The following is a 21,213-nucleotide window of genomic DNA, read 5'->3' on the forward strand; positions in this document are numbered from 1 at the left end:
CGGGCTCCATGGCCTGAGCAGTTTTCACAGCCCGCTGAACGACCAAGATCCAAAGCGGTTTGGATAGCTGCGCCAGTCCGGTTCGATTCACGTGAGACCAGCTTTTCATCCAAGCATTTCGAGGAGACATCATGAAAACAAGATATCTGGCTTTGTCCGCCGTCGCCGCCGGCATCGCCTTCATGGCCGGCAGCGTCGGCGCCGTCACGCCCGAGCTGACCGGCTACTTCCGCAGCGGCGCGGGCGGCAACAGCGAGGGTGGCAACATCGTGTGCTACCGGCTGCCAGGCGCGGTGGTCTGGTTCCGCCTGGGCAACGAGTGCGACACCTATGTTGCCCTCTCGCTGGGCGCAGAACTGGGCAAGGTCGACGGCACAACCTTCAAGGCCAAGTTCACCACGGCCCACGGCACGCAGGGGCTGGCCAACTGGGAGCAAAGCACGCCGGCGCTGCGTGAAGCCTATGTCGAGGCCACGGACCTCGGCGCCGGGCTGAAGATGCCTGCGCTGAATGGTGCATCGTTGTGGGCCGGCAAGCGGTACTACAAGAACCCCGACATCCACATGCTGGACTACACCTACTGGGAGCCCGCGCAGGGCCCCGGCTTCGGACTGGACAATGTCTCGATAGGCCCCGGCAAACTGTCCTACGCCATGCTGCGCATCGGCGACTTCACCGGCTACGGCATCAACACCTCGCTGGGTGGCTACAACCCCGATCTGATCGGCGGCGGCAGCCGCACGGCCACGGTGCACGACCTGCGTTATCAGGACATCCCGGTCAACCCCGGCGGTACCGCCACCGTGGGCCTGAATCTGGTGCGCGCCAGCAACCGCGGCGGCACCAGCACCTACACCACGGACACCACCATCGGTGCACTGCGTGGAGCAACCAATCCAGCCGACCGTGTGCTCTACGGGAGCGACGGCATCACACCCGTTGACTACACGGGTCAACTCGACAACACCCGTGTCGTCCAGTACAAGCGGATCGACAACAAGGCCGGCAAGAACGGCTTCGGCCTGACGCTGACGCACGACCAGGCCAACCCCTTCGGCATGGGCGGCAAGAACACGGTGGGCGTGCAATACGCGCACAACGCCGTTTCTCTGAAGGGCTTCGGCTTTGCCGGCAGCACCGACCAACGGCGCGAGTGGATGGTGTTTGACTCCTGGTACCTGGCGCCCGAGGGCTCGCAGTGGTCAGCCACCTCCACCGTGGGCTACCGCAACTCCAAGATCAACAACTCCACTGTCAAGGAGCTGTGGATCGGTACGCGGCCTGTCTACAACATCAACAACATCTGGAGCCTGATGGCCGAGGTCGGTCACCAGCAGGTGCGCCAGGAAGGTCAGCCCACGCGCAAGCTGGACAAGATCACGCTGGGCACGCAGTTCACGATGGGCCCCGGCGTCTGGGCGCGGCCGGCCATCCGCTTCTACACCACCTACGCCAAGTGGAACGACGCGGCTGCCAGCGCCGGTGCGGTGGCCTGCAGCGGGCGTGACTGCAACACTGCGGCCGACGGCTTCACCAACAAGCGCAAGGGCCTGTCGTACGGCGTGCAGGTCGAAGCCTGGTTCTGAAGAGCGGGACGACGCCACGCAGCGCGTGGCGTCTTGGCTGAGGCGCCGGTCGGCCGCGTCGGTTTCCTGCGGTTGTAGTGCCATCCGCGCAAATCAGCAGGCCATTTCGAAGAATGGCTGCAACTTGCGCACAATAGGTGTTCCACCAACCGCATGCAGACGCGTCAGCTGCCACGATGAAACTCAAGGAACTCGCCAAGCGCCTCAACCTGTCGCCCACCACGGTCAGCCGTGCGCTGGGCGGTTACAGCGACGTGAGTGCCGCCACGCGCGAGCGTGTGGAGTTGGCGGCACGCGAGTTCGCCTACCAGCCCAACCAGGCCGCGCGGCAGGTTGCCATCGGCCGGGCCGACGCCATCGGTATCGTCTACTCGCTGGCCAACGACTACCTGGGCAATCCGGCCTTCCTGGCCATGCTGTCGGGCATGTCGCAGCGCCTGCAGGAGCGAGGTGTGGACCTGCTGTTGACGGCCGCGCCCGACAAGGGCGAGCTGGCCATCTACGAGCGCATGGCGCGCGGCCAGCGGGTCGACGCCATGGTCGTGGCCCACACCGCCGTGCACGATCCGCGCATCGACTACCTGCTGCGCAGCGGCATGCCCTTTGTCGCCTACGGCCGCACGGCGGACGCGCAGGATTACCCCTGGTTCGATTTCGACAACGCTGCCGGCGGGCGGCTGGCCGTGCGCGAGCTTGCGGCGCTGGGCCACGAGCGCATCGCCTACGTGCATTCGCCGCTGTGGCTCAACTTCGCCCACCAGCGCCATCAGGGTTTCCTGGACGGCATGCGCCGGGCCCGCCTGCCGGTCGACCCGCAAGACGTGGTGCCCGGCGGGCTGGAGCGCCGGCAGGGCTACGCCGTCGGCAAGTCCTTGGCGGCACGGCCGCGCAGGCAATGGCCGAGCGCCATCGTCGTGGACAGCTGTCTGGGCGGCGTCGGCGTGATCCGCGCGCTGCTGGACGCCGGCCTGCACGTCGGCCGCGAGATCTCCGTGCTGGTCTACGAAGGCGTGCCGCCCGATGCGGCGGTGCTGCAGATGACGGTCGCCGCGATCGAGCAGCCCACTTCCTTCAAGACCGGGCAGACCCTGGGCGAAATGGTGCTGGCCGTGGCCAACGGCGAGACGCTGGCGCAACCCCACGTGCTGATGCGGCCACGGTTCGTCACCGGCGAATCGATCGGCCCGCGCTGAACTGCTCGCGCGGCCCGCGCCGCGCGCCACGCGCCGCCACCCCGGAGAACCGGTTCTCGGGGTAATCACCGATCACTCACCAAAGCGGTTTGGATAACATCCAAATCGCTTTGGTTGCTGTGACTTACTGCACAGTCCCCTGGCACGCCGGCCCGGCGGGCGCACCCCGCGCGAGCCGCCTCGACTGGAACCCCTGGAGACATACATGAGCCTGAAGCCCCCCCATTCCGTTGCCGGCGCGTTGCTGGCCTTCAGCCTGGCCTGCGGCGCGCAGGCCGCCACGCTGACCATCTCCTGCGGCTCCAACGCCGCCGACCTCGAGTTCTGTGGCAAGTACGCCGAGGCCTGGGGCAAGAAGAACGGCCACACCATCAAGCTGTACTCGCCGCCGGCCAGCACCACTGACAACCTGGCCCTGCTGCGCCAGCAGTTCGCGGCCAAATCGTCCGATGTGGACGTGATGATGATCGACGTGGTGTGGCCCGGCGTCATCAAGGACCACCTGATCGATCTGAAGCCCTTCTCCAAGGGCGCCGAGGCCGCGCACTTTCCGGCCATCGTGGCCAACAACACCGTGGACGGCAAGCTGCTGGGCATGCCCTGGTTCACCGATGCCGGACTGCTGTACTACCGCAAGGACCTGCTCGACAAACACGGTCTGAAGGCCCCTGCCACGTGGGACGACCTGGCCGCTGCGTCCAAGAAGGTCATGGCCGCCGAACGCGCCGCAGGCAACGCCGATTTCCAGGGTTATGTGTTCCAGGCCAAAGCCTACGAGGGCCTGAGCTGTAACGCGCTGGAGTGGATTGCCAGCTTTGGCGGCGGCGAGATCGTGAATGCGGCGGGCGACATCACCATCAACAACCCCCAGGCCGCCAAGGCGCTGGATGCAGCGGCCAGCTGGATCGGCACCATCTCACCAGGCGGCGTGCTGAACTACGCCGAGGAAGACTCACGCGGCGTGTTCCAGAACGGCAAGGCCTTGTTCATGCGCAACTGGCCGTATGCCTGGGCCATGGGCCAGGCGGCGGACAGCCCGGTCAAGGGCAAGATCGGCGTGGCACCGCTGCCGGCCGGCGTCGGCGGCAAGAGCGCGGCCACGCTGGGCGGCTGGCAGCTGGCCGTGCCCAAGTACTCCAAGAACATCGAGGCCGCCGCCGCGCTGGCCATGTACATGACCAGCGCCGAGATGCAGAAGATCCGCGCCATCGGCGGCTCCTACAACCCCACCATCATGGCGTTGTACGAGGACAAGGACGTGACCGGCGCCAACCCCTTCATGGGCCAGCTGCTGGACGTGTTCAAGAACGCCGTGGCACGCCCGGCCACGACCACTGCGCTCAAGTACCCCGAGGTCAGCCGCGCCTTCTGGGACGCCACGCACGACGTGCTGTCCAAGAAGTCGAGCGGCGCCGAGAGCGTGAAGAAGCTCGAGGCCAAGCTCAAGCAGGTCAAGCGCAACAAGTGGTGAGCTGAGCGTCCATCCCCCACCACTTCGTGAGGCCGCCATGAACGACAGGGTACGCACTGCCTGGCTCTTTCTCGTGCCGATGATCGTGCTGATGATGCTGGTGGCCGGCTGGCCGCTGGCGCGCTCGATCTGGTTCAGCTTGACAGAGACCAACATCAACGACATCAGCGCCAGCCAGTTCATCGGACTGGACAACTACTTCGGTGAGTTCGGGCTGTTCTTCAACCCCAACTACACCGACGGCTTCTGGAACAGCGACTGGGGCGTGTCGATCGCCAACACCTTCAAGTTCTCCATCGTCTCGGTGGTGCTGGAGACCTTGTGCGGCCTGGGTGTGGCAATGCTGCTGAACCAGGAGTTTCGCGGCCGCATGCTGGTGCGCACGGCGGTGCTGGTTCCCTGGGCGATCCCGACCATCGTGTCGGCCAAGATGTGGGGCTGGATGCTGCACGACCAGTTCGGCCTCATCAACCAGCTGCTGCTCGACTGGGGCCTGATCGCCGAGAAGATCGCCTGGACGGCCGAGCCCGCCTACGCGTTGTGGACGGTGGTGCTGGTGGACGTGTGGAAGACCACGCCGTTCATGGCGCTGCTCATCCTGGCCGCACTGCAGACCCTGCCCAAGGATTGCTACGAGGCCGCCCGCGTCGATGGCGTGCACCCGTTGCGTGTGTTCTTCAAGATCACCCTGCCGCTGATCAAGCAAGCGCTGTTCGTGGCGGTGATCTTCCGGTTGCTCGATGCGCTGCGCATCTTCGACCTGATCTTCGTGCTGACGTCCAACAGTGGCAGCACCATCAGCATGTCCGGTTTCGTGCGCCGCGAGATGGTGGACAACGGCAACCTGGGCTTCGGCTCGGCGGCGTCCACGTCGCTCACGCTGATCATCTTCGTCTCGGCGCTGCTGTTCCTGCGTGCCGCCCGCGTCAAGCTGTCCGAGGAGTCGTCATGACCGAAGAGAGCCAGCGCCCGTTGCTGGGCACCATCGTGCTGTACCTGCTCGCCGCGCTGGTCGTGGTGGGGTCGGTCTACCCGTTTCTCTACACCGTCGCCACGTCGCTGAAAACCGGCAGCGCGCTGTTCGATGCGTCGCTGTGGCCACGCGAGCCCACGCTGCGCAACTACGTGCAGCTGTTCGAGGGGCGCCAGCCCTTCGGCCGGCATCTGCTGAACTCCATCATGGTGGCCACCATCACGGTGACGATCTCGCTGGTCATGGCGATCACCGCGTCGTATGCGCTGGGGCGCATCCAGTTCAAGGGCAAGAGCGCGCTGCTGCTGGCGATCCTGGCGGTGTCGATGTTCCCGCAGGTGGCGGTGCTGTCGGGCATGTTCGAGCTGATGCAGGCCCTGGGCCTGTACAACAAGGCCATCGGCCTGGTCGTGCCCTACACCGTGTTCACGCTGCCGTTCACGGTCTGGGTGCTGACCACCTTCATGCGTGGCCTGCCCAAGGAGCTGGAAGAGGCCGCCATCATGGATGGCTGCGGCCCGCTGCGCATCATCTTCCAGGTGTTCATGCCGCTCTTGTGGCCGGCGTTGGTCTCCACCGGGCTGCTGGCCTTCATCGGTGCGTGGAACGAGTTCCTGTTCGCGCTGACCTTCGTCAACGACGACACGCAGCGCACCGTGCCGGTCAGCATTTCGCTGATCACCGGTGCCACCGCCTACGAGGTGCCCTGGGGTTCCATCATGGCCGCGTCCGTCATCGTGACCGTGCCGCTGATCGTGCTGGTGCTGGTGTTCCAGCGCAAGATCGTCTCGGGCCTGACGGCCGGCGCGGTGAAGGGATGAGGTCGATGGACACGGTGCAGAACCTCGAGTGGTGGCGCGGTGGCGTCATCTACCAGATCTACCCGCGCAGCTTTGCCGACGGCAACGGTGACGGCATCGGCGATCTGCCGGGCATCACGCGCCGGCTGGACTACGTGGCCGCCCTGGGCGCCGATGCGGTGTGGCTGTCGCCCTTCTTCAAGAGCCCGATGAAGGACTACGGCTACGACGTGTCCGACTACTGCGACGTCGATCCGATGTTCGGCACGCTGGAGGATTTCAAGGCCTTGCTGGCGCGTGCCCACGCACTGGGCCTGCGTGTGATGATCGACCAGGTGCTCTCGCACAGTTCCGACCAGCACCCGTGGTTCGTGCAAAGCCGCGCCAGCCGCGACAACCCCCGGGCCGACTGGTACGTGTGGGCCGACCCGCGCGACGACGGCACGCCGCCGACCAACTGGCTGTCCGTCTTCGGCGGCAGCGCCTGGCAGTGGGACACGCGTCGCGAGCAGTACTACCTGCACAACTTCCTGGCCAGCCAGCCCGACCTGAACTTCCACAACCCCGCCGTGCAGCAGGCGCTGCTGGACAGCGTGCGCTTCTGGCTCGACCTGGGCGTCGACGGGCTGCGGCTGGACGCCATCAACTTCTGCGTGCACGACGACGAGTTGCGTGACAACCCCGGCCTCGGCCGGCCCGACGGCAGCAACCCCACCGTCTCGGCCAGCAACCCCTATGCCTGGCAGCAGCACCTGTACGACCGCAGCCGGCCCGAGGCACTGGAGGTGCTGCAGCGCCTGCGCGCGCTGACCAACCAATACCCGGGCGTCGCCATGGTCGGCGAGATCGGAGACGAGTCCGGCATGGTCATGGTGGCCGAGTACAGCAGCGGCCGCGACCGCCTGCATATGGGCTATTGCTTCGACCTGCTGACCGACCGCTGCGATGCCACCTACGTGCACGGCGTGGTCGAGAAGTTCGAACATGTGGGCGCCGACAGCTGGGCCTGCTGGGCGTTGTCCAACCACGATTGCAGGCGCCTGGCCACGCGCTGGGGTGGCGAGACGCCCGCACCCGTGCTGCTGCGTCAGGCCGCCGCCCTGCAGCTCAGCCTGCGCGGCAGCGTCTGCATCTACCAGGGCGATGAGCTGGGCCTGCCCGAAGCCGACATCGCGTTCGAGGATTTGCGCGACCCCTATGGCATCACCATGTGGCCCGAGTTCAAGGGCCGCGACGGCTGCCGCACGCCGTTCCCGTGGGAGGGCGATGCAAGCGACCTGGGCTTCGGCACCGCCTCCAGCGGTGCGCGGCCCTGGCTGCCGTATGTGGAGACGCACCGCGCGCTGGCGGCCGACCGGCAGCAGGCCGACGCAGGCTCGCAATTGCAGTTCGTGCGCCACCTGCTGCGCTGGCGCCGTGCGCAGCCGGCCCTGGTGCGCGGCGGCCTGCAACTGCTGCCGGCGCACCCGCAGGTGCTGGCCTTCGTGCGCAGCACGGCGGACGAGCGCGTGCTGTGCGCCTTCAACCTCAGTGCCGAGCCCTGCGCCTACGAGCCGCCCGTTCCCACGGGCGCCGTGCTGGAGGGCAGTGGCGCGCAGGGTGCCCGCGTCAGCGCCGGCATCGTGCAATTCGAACCCCATGGCGTGCTGTTCGCGCGCCTCGACTGAACCGCCCGGAGAAGAGCCATGTCACGCATCGATTTCAAGCAGGTCTGCAAGCGCTATGCGCCCGGGCTCCCGCTCACGATCAACAACGCCAACCTGACCATCGACCGCGGCGAGTTCTGTGTGTTCGTCGGGCCATCGGGTTGCGGCAAGTCCACGCTGCTGCGCATGGTGGCGGGGCTGGAATCCATCACCTCGGGCGAGCTGGAGATCGGCGGCAAGCGCATGAACGGCCTGCCGCCGGCGCAGCGCGGCGTGGCCATGGTGTTCCAGAGCTACGCGCTGTACCCGCACATGACGGTGGCGCAAAACATGGCCTTCGGCCTGCAGGTGCTGGGCTCGGACAAGGCCGACATCACGCGCCGCGTGCAGAAGGCCGCCGAGATCCTGCAGCTCGTGCCGTTGATGGACCGCCTGCCCAAGGCCTTGTCGGGTGGCCAGCGCCAGCGCGTGGCCATCGGCCGTGCCATCGTCAAGGAGCCCGATGTGTTCCTGTTCGACGAGCCGCTGTCCAACCTCGATGCAGCACTGCGCGTGCAGACCCGGCTGGAGATCGCCAAGCTGCACCACGACATCGGCAAGGCCAGCATGATCTACGTGACGCACGACCAGGTCGAGGCCATGACGCTGGCCGACAAGATCGTGCTGCTGCGCGCGGGCCCGGAGGTGCAGACCATCGGCAGCGTGGCGCAGTTCGGAACGCCCATGGACCTGTACCACCGGCCGCAGAACCTGTTCGTGGCCGAGTTCATCGGCAGCCCCAAGATGAACATCCTGCAGGGCAAACTGGTGCGTGCCGAGGCCGGCCATGCTGTGGTCGATGTGCACGGCACCGAGATCACCGTGGCGGTGGACGCGCGCGCGGCGGCCGCCGGCTCTGCCGTGTCGCTGGGCATCCGGCCCGAGCACCTGGTCGAAGGCGGCGGCGGTGGCCTGCAACTTACGCTGCGCCAGAAGGAGCGTCTGGGCGACAGCTCGCTGCTCTACCTGGAGACCGCGCCCAACAGCCCGGCGATCACGCTGCGGCTGGTGGGCGACGCCGCGCACACGCCAGGCACCCGCGTGACGCTGGGTCTGCGCGCCGAAGACTGCCATCTGTTCGATGCCCAGGGCCAGGCCTTCGCGCGCACCGTCCAGCTGCCGGTCTGACCCGCCGCGCATTGCACCGCACCAAGACCCCCGAGGAGCCGACCATGGCCACAGCATGGTGGAAGAACGCCGTCGTCTACCAGATCTACCCGCGCAGCTTTTGCGACAGCAACGGCGACGGCATCGGCGACCTGCCGGGCATCACCTCGCGGCTGGACCATCTGCAGCAGCTGGGTGTGGACGTGGTGTGGTTGTCGCCCGTGTACCGCTCGCCCAACGACGACAACGGCTACGACATCAGCGACTACCGCGCGATCATGGAAGAGTTCGGCACCATGGCCGACTTCGACACCATGCTCGCGGCCATGCACGCGCGCGGCATCCGTCTGATGATGGATCTGGTGGTCAACCACACCTCCGACGAGCACCCCTGGTTTCAGGAGGCGCGCAGCAGTCGGGGCAATCCCTACCACGACTACTACATCTGGCGCGAGGCGCGCGAAGGCCATGCGCAACGCGAGCCCAACAACTGGGAAGCGGCCTTCAATGGCTCGTGCTGGGAATGGAACGAGGCCACGGGCGAGTACTACCTGCACATGTTCTCGAAGAAGCAGCCGGACCTGAACTGGGACAACCCCAAGGTGCGCGCCGAGATCTTCGAGATGATGCACTTCTGGCAGCGCAAGGGCGTGGACGGCTTCCGCATGGACGTGATCAACATGATCTCCAAGCCCGAGGGCCTGCCCGACGCGCCCATCGTGCGGCCGGGCTTCCTGCAGCCAGGTTTCGTCATGGTCACCAACGGCCCGCGGCTGCTGGAGTACTTGCGCGAAATGCGGCTGGAGGTGCTCGCGCACGTGGACGGCATCACGGTGGGCGAGGCGCCCATGGCCACCATCCACCAGGGGCTGGAGCTCACGCACGCGACCGACGGCGCGCTGAACATGCTGTTCCAGTTCGAGCACATGGACCTGGACTCGGGCGGTGGCGGCCCACTGACCGGCAAGTGGGACGTCAAGCCGCTGGATCTGCGCGACCTCAAGGCCACCATGTCGCGCTGGCAGGACGCGCTGCACGGCCAGGGCTGGAACAGCCTGTACCTCAGCAACCACGACCAGCCGCGGCCGGTCTCGCGCTTCGGTGACGACGGGGTGCACCGCGTCGCGTCCGCCAAGATGCTGGGCACCTGGCTGCACATGCTGCAGGGCACGCCCTACATCTACCAGGGTGAAGAGCTGGGCATGAGCAACATGCCGTTCGCCTCGCTGGCCGAGGTGCGCGACATCGAGTCCATCAACATGTACCGCGAGGCTGTGTTCGAGCGCGGCGCGGACGCCGCCGACGTGCTGGCCGCCATCCGCGCCAAGGGCCGCGACAACGCCCGCACGCCCATGCAGTGGGACGCCACGGCGCACGCCGGCTTCACGCGGGGCACCCCGTGGATCGGCGTGAACCCCAACTACGTCGAGGTCAATGCACAGCAAGCGCAGGCCGATGCCGACTCGGTTCTGCACCATTACCGGCGCCTGATCGCGCTGCGCAAAACCCACCCGGTGATCGTCCACGGGCGGCATACTCTGCTGCTGCCGGATGACCCGCTGGTCTATGCCTACACACGCACACTCGGGGCGACGACGCTGCTGGTGGTGTGCAACTTCAGCGCGCTGGAGGCGCCATTCGAATGGCCCGCCGACCTGCGCGCCGAACGTGTGTCGCTGCTGATCGCCAACCTGCCTGTCACCCGGCCCGACGTGGTGGAGAATTTCACCTTGCGGCCTTACGAGGCCCGTGTCTATCTGTGGGACGAGGAGATCGAACGATGAGCAATGCAGTGACCCCCGGCGCTCGTCTGCTGGCGGACGTCGGCGGCACCAACGCACGCTTCGGCTGGCAGGCCGGGCCGGGCGCCCCCATCACCGACGTGAGCACCCTGCCGTGCGCCGAACACGCCACGCTGGCCGATGCCATCACCACCTACCTCACGCGCCTGGGCCGCGGCACGCCGCCGGACTGCGGCATCGCCATCGCCAACCCGGTGACCGGCGACCAGATCCGCATGACCAACCACCACTGGGCGTTCTCGATCGCCGCGCTGCGCACGCAGTGCGGCTTCACGCGCCTGCAGGTGCTGAACGATTTCACCGCGCTGGCCCTGGCGCTGCCGCTGCTGCCGCCCGAGGCCTTGAAGCAGGTCGGCGGCGGCGCGGCCGTGCCCGGGGCCGCCATCGGCCTGATCGGCCCGGGCACCGGGCTGGGCGTGTCCGGCCTGGTGCCGGACGGGCGTGGCGGCTGGTCGCCACTGGAGGGCGAGGGCGGCCACGTCACGCTGGCCGGGCGCACGCCGCGCGAGCACGCTGTGTTGCAGTGGCTGGATGCGCGCCACGGCCATGCTTCGGGCGAGCGCGCCGTCTGCGGCCAGGGCCTGGTTGACCTGCACCTGGCGCTGCAGGCGCTAGATGCGCCCGCGCAACCCTCGCTTGAACGCACAGCCGCGCAGATCGTGCAAGGCGCGCTGGAGCAGGGCGACGCGCGCTGCCGCGAGGCGGTGGACTTGCTTTGCGCTTTCCTCGGCACGGCCGCCGGCAACCTGGCGCTGACGCTGGGCGCGCGCGGTGGCGTCTACATCGGTGGCGGCATCGTGCCGCGCCTGGGCGCCGCGTTCGCGCAGTCGTCGTTTCGTGCGCGCTTTGAAGACAAGGGCCGCTTTGCAGCCTACCTGGCGGCGATCCCGGTGTTCGTGATCCACGCCGACCCGTCGCCGGCCCTGCTGGGTGCCGCCAGCGCATTGGACCGCGCGCCCGCCTGACCCCGTTTTTCCCTGGAGCCCGCCGATGATCGACGACGCCACCGTGGCCCTGGTCCGCAGCGCGGCCCATGGCGATCCGTTCTCCGTGCTGGGCCTGCATGCCAATGCGCAGGGCCAGACCTGGCTGCGCGCCTTCCTGCCTGGCGCCGCCAGCGTCGAGGCCTGCAGCGCCGACGGCCAGACGGTGCTGGGCGCGCTGGCCGAGCGCGACGCCGAGGGCCTGTTCGAAGGCGCGATGCCTGCCGGCATGCCCGGCGACTACCGCCTGCGCGTGCGCTGGCAGGACGGCCAGACCGCGCTGCTGGACGACCCCTACCGCTTCGGTGCCGTGCTGGGCGAGATGGACGTGTGGCTGATGGGCGAAGGCACCCACCTGCGCCCCTACGAAGTGCTGGGCGCCACCGAGCGCGAGATGCAGGGCGTGGCCGGCACATCCTTCGCCGTGTGGGCGCCGAACGCGTCACGCGTCAGCGTGGTGGGCGACTTCAATTTCTGGGACGGGCGTCGCCACGCCATGCGGCTGCGCCGCGAATGCGGCGTGTGGGAGATCTTCCTGCCCGGCGTGCGCGCCGGCACCCGCTACAAATACGAAGTCCGCACGCGCGAAGGCCACGTGCTGCCGCACAAGGCCGACCCTTACGCGCTGCAGGGCGAGCTGCGCCCGGCCACGGCCAGCGTGGTGGCCCGCATGCCACCGGCCATCGCCGCCTCTCCCGAGCGCCAGCGCGCCAATGCGCTGGACGCGCCCATGAGCATCTACGAGGTGCACCTGGGTTCGTGGCGGCGCAAGGACGGCAACCGCTGGCTCAACTGGGACGAGCTGGCCGACGAGCTCGTGCCCTACACACGCGAGATGGGCTTTACCCACCTGGAGCTGCTGCCCATCACCGAGCACCCGTTCGACGGCTCCTGGGGCTACCAGCCGATCGGCATGTACGCGCCCACGGCGCGCTTTGGCGTGCCGGGCGATGCGACGGTGGGCGAGGGCTTTCGCCGTTTCGTGGACCGCTGCCATGCCGAAGGCATCGGCCTGATCCTGGACTGGGTGCCCGCGCACTTCCCCAGCGACGCGCATGGCCTGGCCAACTTCGACGGCACGGCGCTGTACGAGTACGCCGACCCGCGCGAGGGCTTCCACCAGGACTGGAACACGCTGATCTACAACCTGGGCCGCACCGAGGTGCGCAACTTCCTGGTCGGCAACGCGCTGTACTGGCTGGAGCGCTATGGCGTGGACGGGCTGCGCGTGGATGCGGTTGCCTCCATGCTGTACCGCGACTACAGCCGCAAGCATGGCGAGTGGATTCCCAACGTGCACGGCGGGCGCGAGAACCTGGAGGCCATCTCCTTCCTGCAGCGCATGAACGAGGTGGTGGGCGTGGAGCGTGCGCAGGCCGTCACGCTGGCGGAGGAATCGACCGCCTTCCCGCAGGTCTCGCGCCCGGTCTACAGCGGCGGGCTGGGCTTTCACTACAAGTGGAACATGGGCTGGATGCACGACAGCCTGGCGTACTTCGCACGCGACCCGCTGTACCGCAAGCACCACCATGGCGAGATCACCTTCTCGCTGGTCTACGCCTTCAACGAGAACTTCGTGCTGCCCATCTCGCACGACGAGGTGGTACACGGCAAGGGCTCGCTGCTCACCAAGATGCCGGGCGATGCGTGGCAGAAGTTTGCCAACCTGCGCGCCTACTACGGCTACATGTGGACGCACCCCGGCAAGAAGCTGTTGTTCATGGGCTGCGAATTCGCCCAGGGCGCCGAGTGGAACCACGAGCAGAGCCTGGACTGGCATCAGCTCGACGACCCGCGGCACGCCGGCGTGCAGCGCCTGCTGAAGGACCTGAACGCGCTGTACCGCGCCACCCCCGCGCTCTATCAGCGCGACTTCACGCCCGAGGGCTTCGAGTGGGTGGACCACCACGATGCCGAGCGCAGCGTCATCAGCTTCATCCGGCGTGGTGCCGATGCGAATTCGCTGGTGCTGGTGGTGTGCAACTTCACGCCCGCCGTCCAGCATGGCTACCGCGTGGGCGTGCCGCATCCGGGTATTTACCGCGAGCGCATCAACACCGATTCGGCGCACTATGGCGGCAGCAACGTCGGTGCGCCGTTCGGCGAGATCACGGCCGAACCGGTGCCCTGGATAGGGCGTCCGCACTCGCTGCACCTGTCCTTGCCGCCGCTGGCCACCGTGGTCTTCAGCTGGCAGATTTGAATCACTAAGAGGAGACGAGATGAGCAAACCCCAGAGAACTTCGCGCCTGGCGCGTGACACGATGGCCTTCGTGCTGGCCGGCGGCCGCGGCAGCCGGCTGATGGAGCTGACCGACCGGCGCGCCAAGCCCGGCGTGTTCTTCGGCGGCAAGACCCGCATCATCGACTTCGCGCTGTCCAACGCACTGAACTCGGGCATCCGGCGCATCGGCGTGGCCACGCAGTACAAGGCGCACAGCCTGATCCGGCATCTCACGCGCGGCTGGAGTTTCATGCGCGCCGAGCGCAACGAGAGCTTCGACATCCTGCCGGCCAGCCAGCGCGTGTCCGAACACGACTGGTACCGCGGCACGGCCGATGCCGTCTACCAGAACATCGACATCGTCGAAACCTACATGCCCAAGTACATGGTGGTGCTGGCCGGCGACCACATCTACAAGATGGACTACGAGATCATGCTGCAGCAGCACGCGGACTCGGGCGCCGACGTCACGCTGGGCTGCCTGGAGGTACCACGCATGGAGGCCACTGGCTTCGGCGTGATGCACGTGGACGAGAACGACACCGTGATCAGCTTCGTCGAGAAGCCGGCCGACCCGCCCGGCATCCCCGACAAGCCGGACATGGCCCTGGCCTCGATGGGCATCTACGTGTTCAACACCGACTACCTGTTCGAGCTGCTGCGCACCGACGCCGCCAACCCAGACTCCGACCACGATTTCGGCAAGGACCTGGTGCCCTACGTGGTCAAGCACGGCAAAGCGGTGGCGCACCGTTTCGGCGCCTCGTGCGTGCGTTCCGAGCAGGAGGCCGAGGCCTACTGGCGTGACGTTGGCACGGTCGATGCGTACTGGGAATCCAACATCGACCTGACCGACGTGATCCCCGCCCTGGACCTGTACGACACCGAATGGCCGATCTGGACTTACAGCGAACTCACCGCGCCCGCCAAGTTCGTGCACGACGAGCCCGATCGCCGCGGCATGGCGATCAGCTCGCTGGTCTCGGGCGGCTGCATTGTCTCGGGCACCGAGTTGCGGCGCTCGCTGCTGTTCACCGGCGTGCGCACCAGTTCCTACTCGCGCATCGAGGAGGCCGTGATCCTGCCGTACGTGAAGGTCGGCCGGCACACGCGGCTGAAGAAGGTGGTGATCGACCGCGGCGTGGTCGTGCCCGATGGCCTGGTCGTGGGCGAGGACGCCGAACTGGACGCCAGCCGCTTTCGCCGCACCGAGCGCGGCGTGTGCCTGATCACGCAGCCGATGATCGACAAGATGAAGTGACATGGCCCACGTGACCAAGCCGCGCGCCAAACCAGCAGCGACCACCACCGCCCCCGCTGCAGCCCCCGTTGCGGCCCCGGCTGCCGCACCGATCCAGGTGCTGGGCGTGGCCTCCGAGATGTACCCGCTGCTCAAGACCGGCGGCCTGGCCGATGTGGCCGGTGCCCTGCCCGGCGCGCTGGCGCCCTTGGGTGTGCAGGTGTGCACGCTGTTGCCGGGGCACCCTGCCGTGCTGGCGGGCCTCGCGCAGCCGCGCGAACTGGCGCATTGGCCCGGCTGGTTCGGCGGCACGGCGCGGTTGGTGGCCGGCCGGCATGGCCCACTGGAGCTGCTGGTGCTGGACGCCCCGCATCTGTACGACCGCCCCGGCAACCCCTATCTGGATGGCAATGGCCGCGACTGGGCCGACAACGCCGAGCGCTATGCGGCGCTGGCCTTCACCGCCGCGCGCATCGGCTGGGGCGATGTGCCCGGCGTGCAGCCCGACCTGCTGCACGCGCACGACTGGCAGGCCGCGCTGGTGCCGGCCTACCAGCACTACCTGGGGGCCGGCCGGCGGCGCGTGCCGACCGTGCTCACGCTGCACAACCTGGCCTTCCAGGGCCAGTTCAAGGCCGACATCTGGAGCCGCCTGGGCCTGCCGGCAGAGGCCTTCGCCATGCAGGGGCTGGAGTACCACGGCGATGTGGGCTACCTGAAGGCCGGCATCCACTTTGCCGACGCCATCACCACCGTCAGCCCCACCTATGCGCACGAGATCCGCACGCTGTCCGGCGGCATGGGGCTGGACGACATGCTGCGCTGGCGCGGCGCGGCCGTCAGCGGCATCGTCAACGGCATCGACACCGACATCTGGGACCCGGCGACCGACCCGCTGCTCGCGCAAACCTTCGACGCCAGCCGCATGGAGGCGCGCCAGGCCAACAAGCGCGCGGTCGAGGCGCATTTCGACCTGCCGGCCGACGACAGCCCGCTGATCTGCATGGTCAGCCGGCTGACCGCGCAAAAGGGCATCGACCTGGTGGCCGCCGTGCTGGATGCCATCGTCCACAGCGGCGCCCGCCTGGTGGTGCTGGGCACGGGTGACGCGGCGCTGCAGGACGCGCTGCGCGCCGGCGCCCAGCGCCACCCCACGCGCGTGGCCGTGCGCATCGGCTACGACGAGGGGCTGTCGCACCTGCTGCAGGGTGGCTGCGACGCCATCCTCGTGCCTTCGCGCTTCGAGCCCTGCGGCCTGACGCAGCTCTACGGCCTGCGTTACGGCTGCGTGCCGGTGGTGGCGCGTGTGGGCGGGCTGGCCGACACGGTCATCGACGCCAACGACGCGGCCGTCAAGGCCGGCGTGGCCACCGGGCTGCAGTTCTCCGACATCACGGCGGACGGCCTGCTGGAAGTGGTGCGCCGCACCGTGCAGCTGTACCGCCAGCCGGCGGTGTGGGCGCGCATGCAGCAGGCCGGCATGCGGGCCGACGTGGGCTGGGCTAGCTCGGCGCAGGCCTACGCCGCGCTGTACCGCCGGCTGGTGCCGGTCAGCAGGCCGGCGTAGACCATGGCGCCCACCACGACCCCGGGCGAGGCACCAGACCGCGCCCGGCTGGACGCACTGCGCGCGCAGGTGCAGGCCATCCTGCTGGCGCGGCAAGACCCGGTCACTGGCCTGCTGCCAGCCAGCACCGCTGTCACCGTGCATGGCGACTACACCCACGCCTGGGTGCGTGACAACGTCTACAGCATCCTGGCCGTCTGGGCACTGGGCCTGGCCTACCGCAGGGTCGACGCCGACGCGGCCGACGCGCTGGACGCCGCCGTCGTGCGGCTGATGCGCGGCCTGCTGCAGGCCATGCAGCGCCAGGCGCACAAGGTCGAGCGCTTCAAGCACACGCAGAACCCGATGGACGCGCTGCACGCCAAGTACCACACGGCCACGGGCGAGCCGGTGGTGGGCGACGCCGACTGGGGCCACCTGCAGATCGACGCCACGGCCATCTTCGTGCTGCAGCTGCGCCAGATGAGCGAGAGCGGCCTGGCCATCGTGCAGACGCCCGACGAAGTGGCCTTCGTGCAAAACCTGGTCTGGTACCTGGCCAAGGCCTGGCGCACGCCGGATTACGGCATCTGGGAGCGCGGCCACAAGCGCAACGAGGGCGCGGCCGAGCTGAATGCCAGCTCGCTCGGCATGGCCAAGGCGGCGCTGCAGGCGATCGACGGCTTCGAGCCACTGCCCGGCCAGGCGCCACCGGTGCTGGTGCTGGCCGACGACGTGGCCGCCGCGCGCGCCACGCTGCACGCGCTGCTGCCGCGCGAGTCCGCCTCCAAGGAGACCGATGCCGCGCTGCTTGCCATCCTCGGCTACCCGGCGTTCGCGGTCGACAAGGCGGAGTTGGCCGCGCGCACGCGTGAACGCCTGCTGGAGCAGCTGGAGGGCCGCTACGGCTGCAAGCGTTTTTTGCGCGACGGCCACCAGACCGTCCTGGAAGACCACGGCCGCCTGTACTACACGCCCGGTGAGTTGCAGCAGTTCGCGCACATCGAATCCGAGTGGCCGCTGTTCTTCACCTACCTGCTGATCGGCGCTGCGCTGGACGGCGACGCCGCGCAGGCGCTGCAGTGGCGCGAGCGTCTGCAGGCGCTGACCGTCGAGCAGGGCGGCCAGCAGCTGCTGCCCGAGCTTTATGTGGTGCCGGCCGAGTCGGTGGACGCCGAACGCGCCGCTCCGCAAAGCCAGGCCCGCGTGCCCAACGTCAACGTGCCGCTGGTCTGGGCGCAGAGCCTGTACCTGGTCGGCCTGCTGCTGCAGGAGGGGCATGTCACGCCGCAGCAGCTCGACCCGCTGGGCCGGCGCCATGCCGGCCGCAGCCGGCCCGCGCCGACGGTGCAGCTGGCGCTGCTGGCCGAAAGCGGCCTGGTGGCCGCGCGGCTGGCGGCGCAAGGCCTGGCCGCCCAGGCGCTGGACGCGCTGGGGCCGCTGCAGGTGCGCGATGCTGCCCAGCTGGCGGCGGCGCTGGGCGGGCTGGGGCGTTGCGAGGCGCTGGGCCTGTCGGGCCGGCCGGTGCAGCCGCTGGGCACGCTGGCCACGGCCCGGTTGTTCGTGCAGGGCACGGAGCGCATCGTCTGCCTGCCCGCCTTCGGCCGCCAACGCGGCTTTTACCTGGGGCTAGACAACCGGCTGCTGGCCGAAGAGCTGGCCGGCGAGATCGCCCAGCTGCGCCGGCACTGGCACTACACCGGGCAGCCGCTGCTGGCGCTGCTGCTGACCCGCAGCATGCTGGACGCGCCCGGCGCCGACGAGCTGGTCGACGCGCTGGTGCGCCTGTCCAGCGCCGAGGGCGTTGACGCCGGCCCGCTGCGCGGGCTGCTGCCGCGCGTGGCCGTGTGCCGGTTGCCGGCCGAACTGCACTGGCCGGCCGCCACGACCCAGGCCGCCGCGCCGCTGCCCACCGTTGCGGCAGCGCCCGCCTGGCCGGTGTGGGAGGAAGCCGCCACCCGCGCGCTGACCGTGCAGCGCGTGGCCATGGTGGCGCAGCAGCAGGACGAAGCCGCGCTGCTCGCCCAGCTCACGCACAGCCGCAACCCCTATGAGCAGGCCGAGCTGCTGGCCGCGCTATGGCGCCGCGCCGGGCCGCAGCGCGACACCGGCCTGGGCGGCAACGTGCGCGCGCTGACCGAGGCTTTGTATGCCCGCGCCTGCCGCGCCCGCCGTTGGGGCGTGATCCGCCGCGCCGCCGGCCTGCTGCAGATCCACGACGACGCGCTGGAAGACGCCGTGGCCGCCATCGCGCTGCGCGGCAAGCGCATCGCCCTGGGCCGCGCCTACAGCGCCGGATCGGTCGTGGCGCAGCCGCTGTCGCACGCCGATCTGCTGGCGCGGCTGCAGGCCCACGGCGGCGACGACCACCGGGGCCGCGTGCTGATCGAAGAGCTGGTGCTGCTGCTGAGCCTCTTGCTGCAGGCCGACCCCACACTGTTCAAGGGCACGCTGACGCTGCGGCCCTGGCAGTCACTGCTGCTGCTGACGGGCTGGCTGGCGCGCGAGCACGGCGTCTCGCAAGCCGAGGCGCTGGACCACGTGCTGGACCTGAGCCCGCACGCCATCGCCGGCCGGCTGCGCGAGGTGATCGGCCGCGAGCAGGACATGCGGGCCGACCTGCGACAGGTGCAGACGCTGCATGCCACGGCCGGCGCACTGACGCAGATCGAGTTTGCCGCCGAACACGACCCGGTGCTGCGGGCCGAGCACGGCGGCTGGACCGGCTGGCGCGAGCTGAACGGCGTCATCGTGCGCCTGCCCGAGTCCTTTCACGCCAGCGTCTGGAGGCTGCTGCAACACTGCGCCGGCCTGGTCATCGGCGACCAACTCGACCCCGGCAACCGGCTCGACAGCCTGCTGGTGCGTGCCGACACCACGCCCGGCGAACACAGCTTTGCGCTGCAGGTCGAAGAACTGCTGGAGCGCATCCACGCGCCGGCCTACCGGCAACTGTGCGTGGAAGCGTTGCAGGCGCTGTCGGAGATCGCCCGCGCCAACCCCGGCCTGCGGCTGCACGAGACACTGGTGCTGGACGTGCTCATCGGCCACGCCGTGGCACTGGGCTGGAAGCAGGACGGTGGCACCGGCGCCTACAACGAGCAGGTGGCCCAGGCCTGGGATGCCTTCTACGAACGTCCGCCGCACGCCGTGGCCAACCTGGTGATGGCGGCCATCGCGCTGCTGATGGCACCGACGGCGGCAGGCTGAACATGACTGGCGACCGCCACCGCCCGCGCTTCCACGTGACGGCGCCGCGCCACTGGCTGAACGATCCGAACGGCCTGTGCCAGCACGGTGGCCGCTGGCACCTGCACTACCAGCACCATCCGCATGCGGCGCACTGGGGGCCCATCCACTGGGGCCATGTCTCCAGCGCCGACCTGGTGCACTGGCGCGACGAACCCATCGCCTTCGGCCCCACGTTGCCGTGGGAGGCCGGGGGCTGCTTCTCCGGCTGCATCGCGGTCGACGACGAGGGCCTGGCCACGGCGTACTACACCGGTGCGTCGGCTGCCGGCCAGGTGCAGTGCCGGGCCACCAGCCGCGACCTGCAGCACTGGCACAAAGACGCGCTGCCGTTGATCGCCACGCCGCCGCCCGGCGTGGCGGCGCAGGACTTTCGCGACCCCTTCGTGCTGCGCCACGACGGCTGGCAGTACCTGCTGGTTGGCGCCTCGCGCGGCGGTGAGGCCGGCCAGGTGCTGCTGTACCGCAGCCGCGATGGCCGGCACTGGGACTATCGGCATCCGCTGTTCGAGGCGCCCGACGCCACGCTGGGCGCCATGTGGGAATGCCCGAACCTGCTGCCCCTGGGCGAGCGCTGGCTGCTCATCGTCTCGCAATGGCCGAACCTGGGCGTGCTTGGCTTCGTCGGCCGCTTCGAAGATGAGCGCTTTATTGCCGAGGGTCAACAGCAGATCGACGGCGACGGCAGCGCCTTCGCCCACCTGGCGATGACCGCTGCCGACGGCCGCGTGCTGCAGTGGGCCTGGATCGACGAGCAGCGTGACCCGCACCGGGTGGAGGCAGCCGGCTGGGCCGGTGCGCTGAGCGTGCCGCGCGAGCTGTGGCTGGACCGGCAGCATCGCCTGTGCAGCCGGCCGGCCGAAGCCCTGGCCGCACTGCGCCAGCGCGCCGTGGTGCCTGTGGCGGTGGCCGGCCCCGGCCCCGGCCAGCGCCGGCGCTTCGCCGGCCGGCATCTGGACATCACGGCGCGCTGGACGCTGCACGCGCTGGCCGACGCCGGCCTCACGCTGCTGACCACTCCCGACGGCCGCGAGACCACCCGCATCGTCTACCGCGCGCAGTCGCGCCGGCTGGTCATCGAGCGCGCGCGCAGCTCGCTGGACACCGGCACGCGGCACCAGGACCAGCAGGCCGTGCTGGTGCTGGAGCGGGGCGAGCCGCTGGAGTTGCGGGTGCTGCTGGACGGCAGCGTGCTGGAAGTTTTCGCCAACGGGCGCGTCACGTTGGCCAGCCGCCTCTACCCCCTGCTCGCCGACAGCGTGCAGGCCGAGGCCTTTGCCGATGGCCCGGCCGACCTGTCGCTGCAGGTTTGGGAGATGGGCGACATCTTCGACCCACCACGAGAACACTGAAC

At 68.9% G+C, this 21,213-nt stretch carries 14 protein-coding genes; all 14 read left to right on the plus strand.

Features of this window, described 5'->3' with window-relative positions; translation table 11 throughout:
- Positions 1-131 precede the first annotated feature (131 nt).
- The gene (locus AC099J_RS00750) at positions 132-1,586 is read left to right on the plus strand and encodes a carbohydrate porin (protein WP_479613281.1); all 1,455 of its coding nucleotides are present in this window, start codon (positions 132-134) and stop codon (positions 1,584-1,586) included.
- Between the two features lie 176 nt (positions 1,587-1,762).
- Positions 1,763-2,779: a substrate-binding domain-containing protein gene (locus AC099J_RS00755; RefSeq protein WP_479613282.1), complete on the plus strand. Its 1,017-nt coding sequence runs from the start codon at positions 1,763-1,765 to the stop codon at positions 2,777-2,779.
- 205 nt (positions 2,780-2,984) lie between these two features.
- Positions 2,985-4,250: an ABC transporter substrate-binding protein gene (locus AC099J_RS00760; RefSeq protein WP_479613283.1), complete on the plus strand. Its 1,266-nt coding sequence runs from the start codon at positions 2,985-2,987 to the stop codon at positions 4,248-4,250.
- Between the two features lie 37 nt (positions 4,251-4,287).
- Positions 4,288-5,202, plus strand: coding sequence for a carbohydrate ABC transporter permease (locus AC099J_RS00765; protein WP_479613284.1), 915 nt, complete (start codon positions 4,288-4,290; stop codon positions 5,200-5,202).
- Complete coding sequence (locus AC099J_RS00770) at positions 5,199-6,044, plus strand: carbohydrate ABC transporter permease (protein ID WP_479613285.1); 846 nt, start codon at positions 5,199-5,201, stop codon at positions 6,042-6,044. The genes AC099J_RS00765 and AC099J_RS00770 overlap by 4 nt, the downstream gene beginning before the upstream one ends.
- A 5-nt stretch (positions 6,045-6,049) precedes the next feature.
- A complete protein-coding gene (locus tag AC099J_RS00775) occupies positions 6,050-7,690 on the plus strand; it encodes an alpha-glucosidase family protein (protein ID WP_479613286.1) in 1,641 nt (546 codons plus the stop codon).
- A gap of 18 nt (positions 7,691-7,708) precedes the next feature.
- Positions 7,709-8,836: an ABC transporter ATP-binding protein gene (locus AC099J_RS00780; protein WP_479613287.1), complete on the plus strand. Its 1,128-nt coding sequence runs from the start codon at positions 7,709-7,711 to the stop codon at positions 8,834-8,836.
- 44 nt (positions 8,837-8,880) lie between these two features.
- Positions 8,881-10,599, plus strand: coding sequence for a glycoside hydrolase family 13 protein (locus tag AC099J_RS00785; RefSeq protein WP_479613288.1), 1,719 nt, complete (start codon positions 8,881-8,883; stop codon positions 10,597-10,599).
- The gene (gene glk, locus AC099J_RS00790) at positions 10,596-11,582 is read left to right on the plus strand and encodes a glucokinase (RefSeq protein ID WP_479613289.1); all 987 of its coding nucleotides are present in this window, start codon (positions 10,596-10,598) and stop codon (positions 11,580-11,582) included. The genes AC099J_RS00785 and glk overlap by 4 nt, the downstream gene beginning before the upstream one ends.
- Before the next feature lie 25 nt (positions 11,583-11,607).
- Entirely contained in the window at positions 11,608-13,803 is a 2,196-nt protein-coding gene (glgB, locus tag AC099J_RS00795) for a 1,4-alpha-glucan branching protein GlgB (RefSeq protein ID WP_479613290.1), read from the plus strand.
- 19 nt (positions 13,804-13,822) lie between these two features.
- Positions 13,823-15,085: a glucose-1-phosphate adenylyltransferase gene (glgC, locus tag AC099J_RS00800; RefSeq protein ID WP_479613291.1), complete on the plus strand. Its 1,263-nt coding sequence runs from the start codon at positions 13,823-13,825 to the stop codon at positions 15,083-15,085.
- A gap of 1 nt (position 15,086) precedes the next feature.
- Positions 15,087-16,631 (plus strand): glycogen synthase GlgA, encoded by a 1,545-nt coding sequence (glgA, locus tag AC099J_RS00805; protein ID WP_479613292.1) that lies wholly within the window; start codon positions 15,087-15,089, stop codon positions 16,629-16,631.
- A gap of 3 nt (positions 16,632-16,634) precedes the next feature.
- The gene (locus tag AC099J_RS00810; protein ID WP_479613293.1) at positions 16,635-19,820 is read left to right on the plus strand and encodes a glycoside hydrolase family 15 protein; all 3,186 of its coding nucleotides are present in this window, start codon (positions 16,635-16,637) and stop codon (positions 19,818-19,820) included.
- A 2-nt stretch (positions 19,821-19,822) separates the two neighbouring features.
- Entirely contained in the window at positions 19,823-21,211 is a 1,389-nt protein-coding gene (locus AC099J_RS00815; protein WP_479613294.1) for a glycoside hydrolase family 32 protein, read from the plus strand.
- The last annotated feature ends 2 nt before the right edge of the window (positions 21,212-21,213 follow it).

The sequence above is a fragment of the Rhodoferax sp. RT4P68 genome, from assembly GCF_056521305.1.

Coding starts and splice junctions, on each gene's coding strand:
- AC099J_RS00750 (WP_479613281.1), top strand. CDS start 132: ATGAAAACAAGATATCTGGCTTTGTCCGCCGTCGCCGCCGGCATCGCC.
- AC099J_RS00755 (WP_479613282.1), top strand. CDS start 1,763: ATGAAACTCAAGGAACTCGCCAAGCGCCTCAACCTGTCGCCCACCACG.
- AC099J_RS00760 (WP_479613283.1), top strand. CDS start 2,985: ATGAGCCTGAAGCCCCCCCATTCCGTTGCCGGCGCGTTGCTGGCCTTC.
- AC099J_RS00765 (WP_479613284.1), top strand. CDS start 4,288: ATGAACGACAGGGTACGCACTGCCTGGCTCTTTCTCGTGCCGATGATC.
- AC099J_RS00770 (WP_479613285.1), top strand. CDS start 5,199: ATGACCGAAGAGAGCCAGCGCCCGTTGCTGGGCACCATCGTGCTGTAC.
- AC099J_RS00775 (WP_479613286.1), top strand. CDS start 6,050: ATGGACACGGTGCAGAACCTCGAGTGGTGGCGCGGTGGCGTCATCTAC.
- AC099J_RS00780 (WP_479613287.1), top strand. CDS start 7,709: ATGTCACGCATCGATTTCAAGCAGGTCTGCAAGCGCTATGCGCCCGGG.
- AC099J_RS00785 (WP_479613288.1), top strand. CDS start 8,881: ATGGCCACAGCATGGTGGAAGAACGCCGTCGTCTACCAGATCTACCCG.
- glk (WP_479613289.1), top strand. CDS start 10,596: ATGAGCAATGCAGTGACCCCCGGCGCTCGTCTGCTGGCGGACGTCGGC.
- glgB (WP_479613290.1), top strand. CDS start 11,608: ATGATCGACGACGCCACCGTGGCCCTGGTCCGCAGCGCGGCCCATGGC.
- glgC (WP_479613291.1), top strand. CDS start 13,823: ATGAGCAAACCCCAGAGAACTTCGCGCCTGGCGCGTGACACGATGGCC.
- glgA (WP_479613292.1), top strand. CDS start 15,087: ATGGCCCACGTGACCAAGCCGCGCGCCAAACCAGCAGCGACCACCACC.
- AC099J_RS00810 (WP_479613293.1), top strand. CDS start 16,635: ATGGCGCCCACCACGACCCCGGGCGAGGCACCAGACCGCGCCCGGCTG.
- AC099J_RS00815 (WP_479613294.1), top strand. CDS start 19,823: ATGACTGGCGACCGCCACCGCCCGCGCTTCCACGTGACGGCGCCGCGC.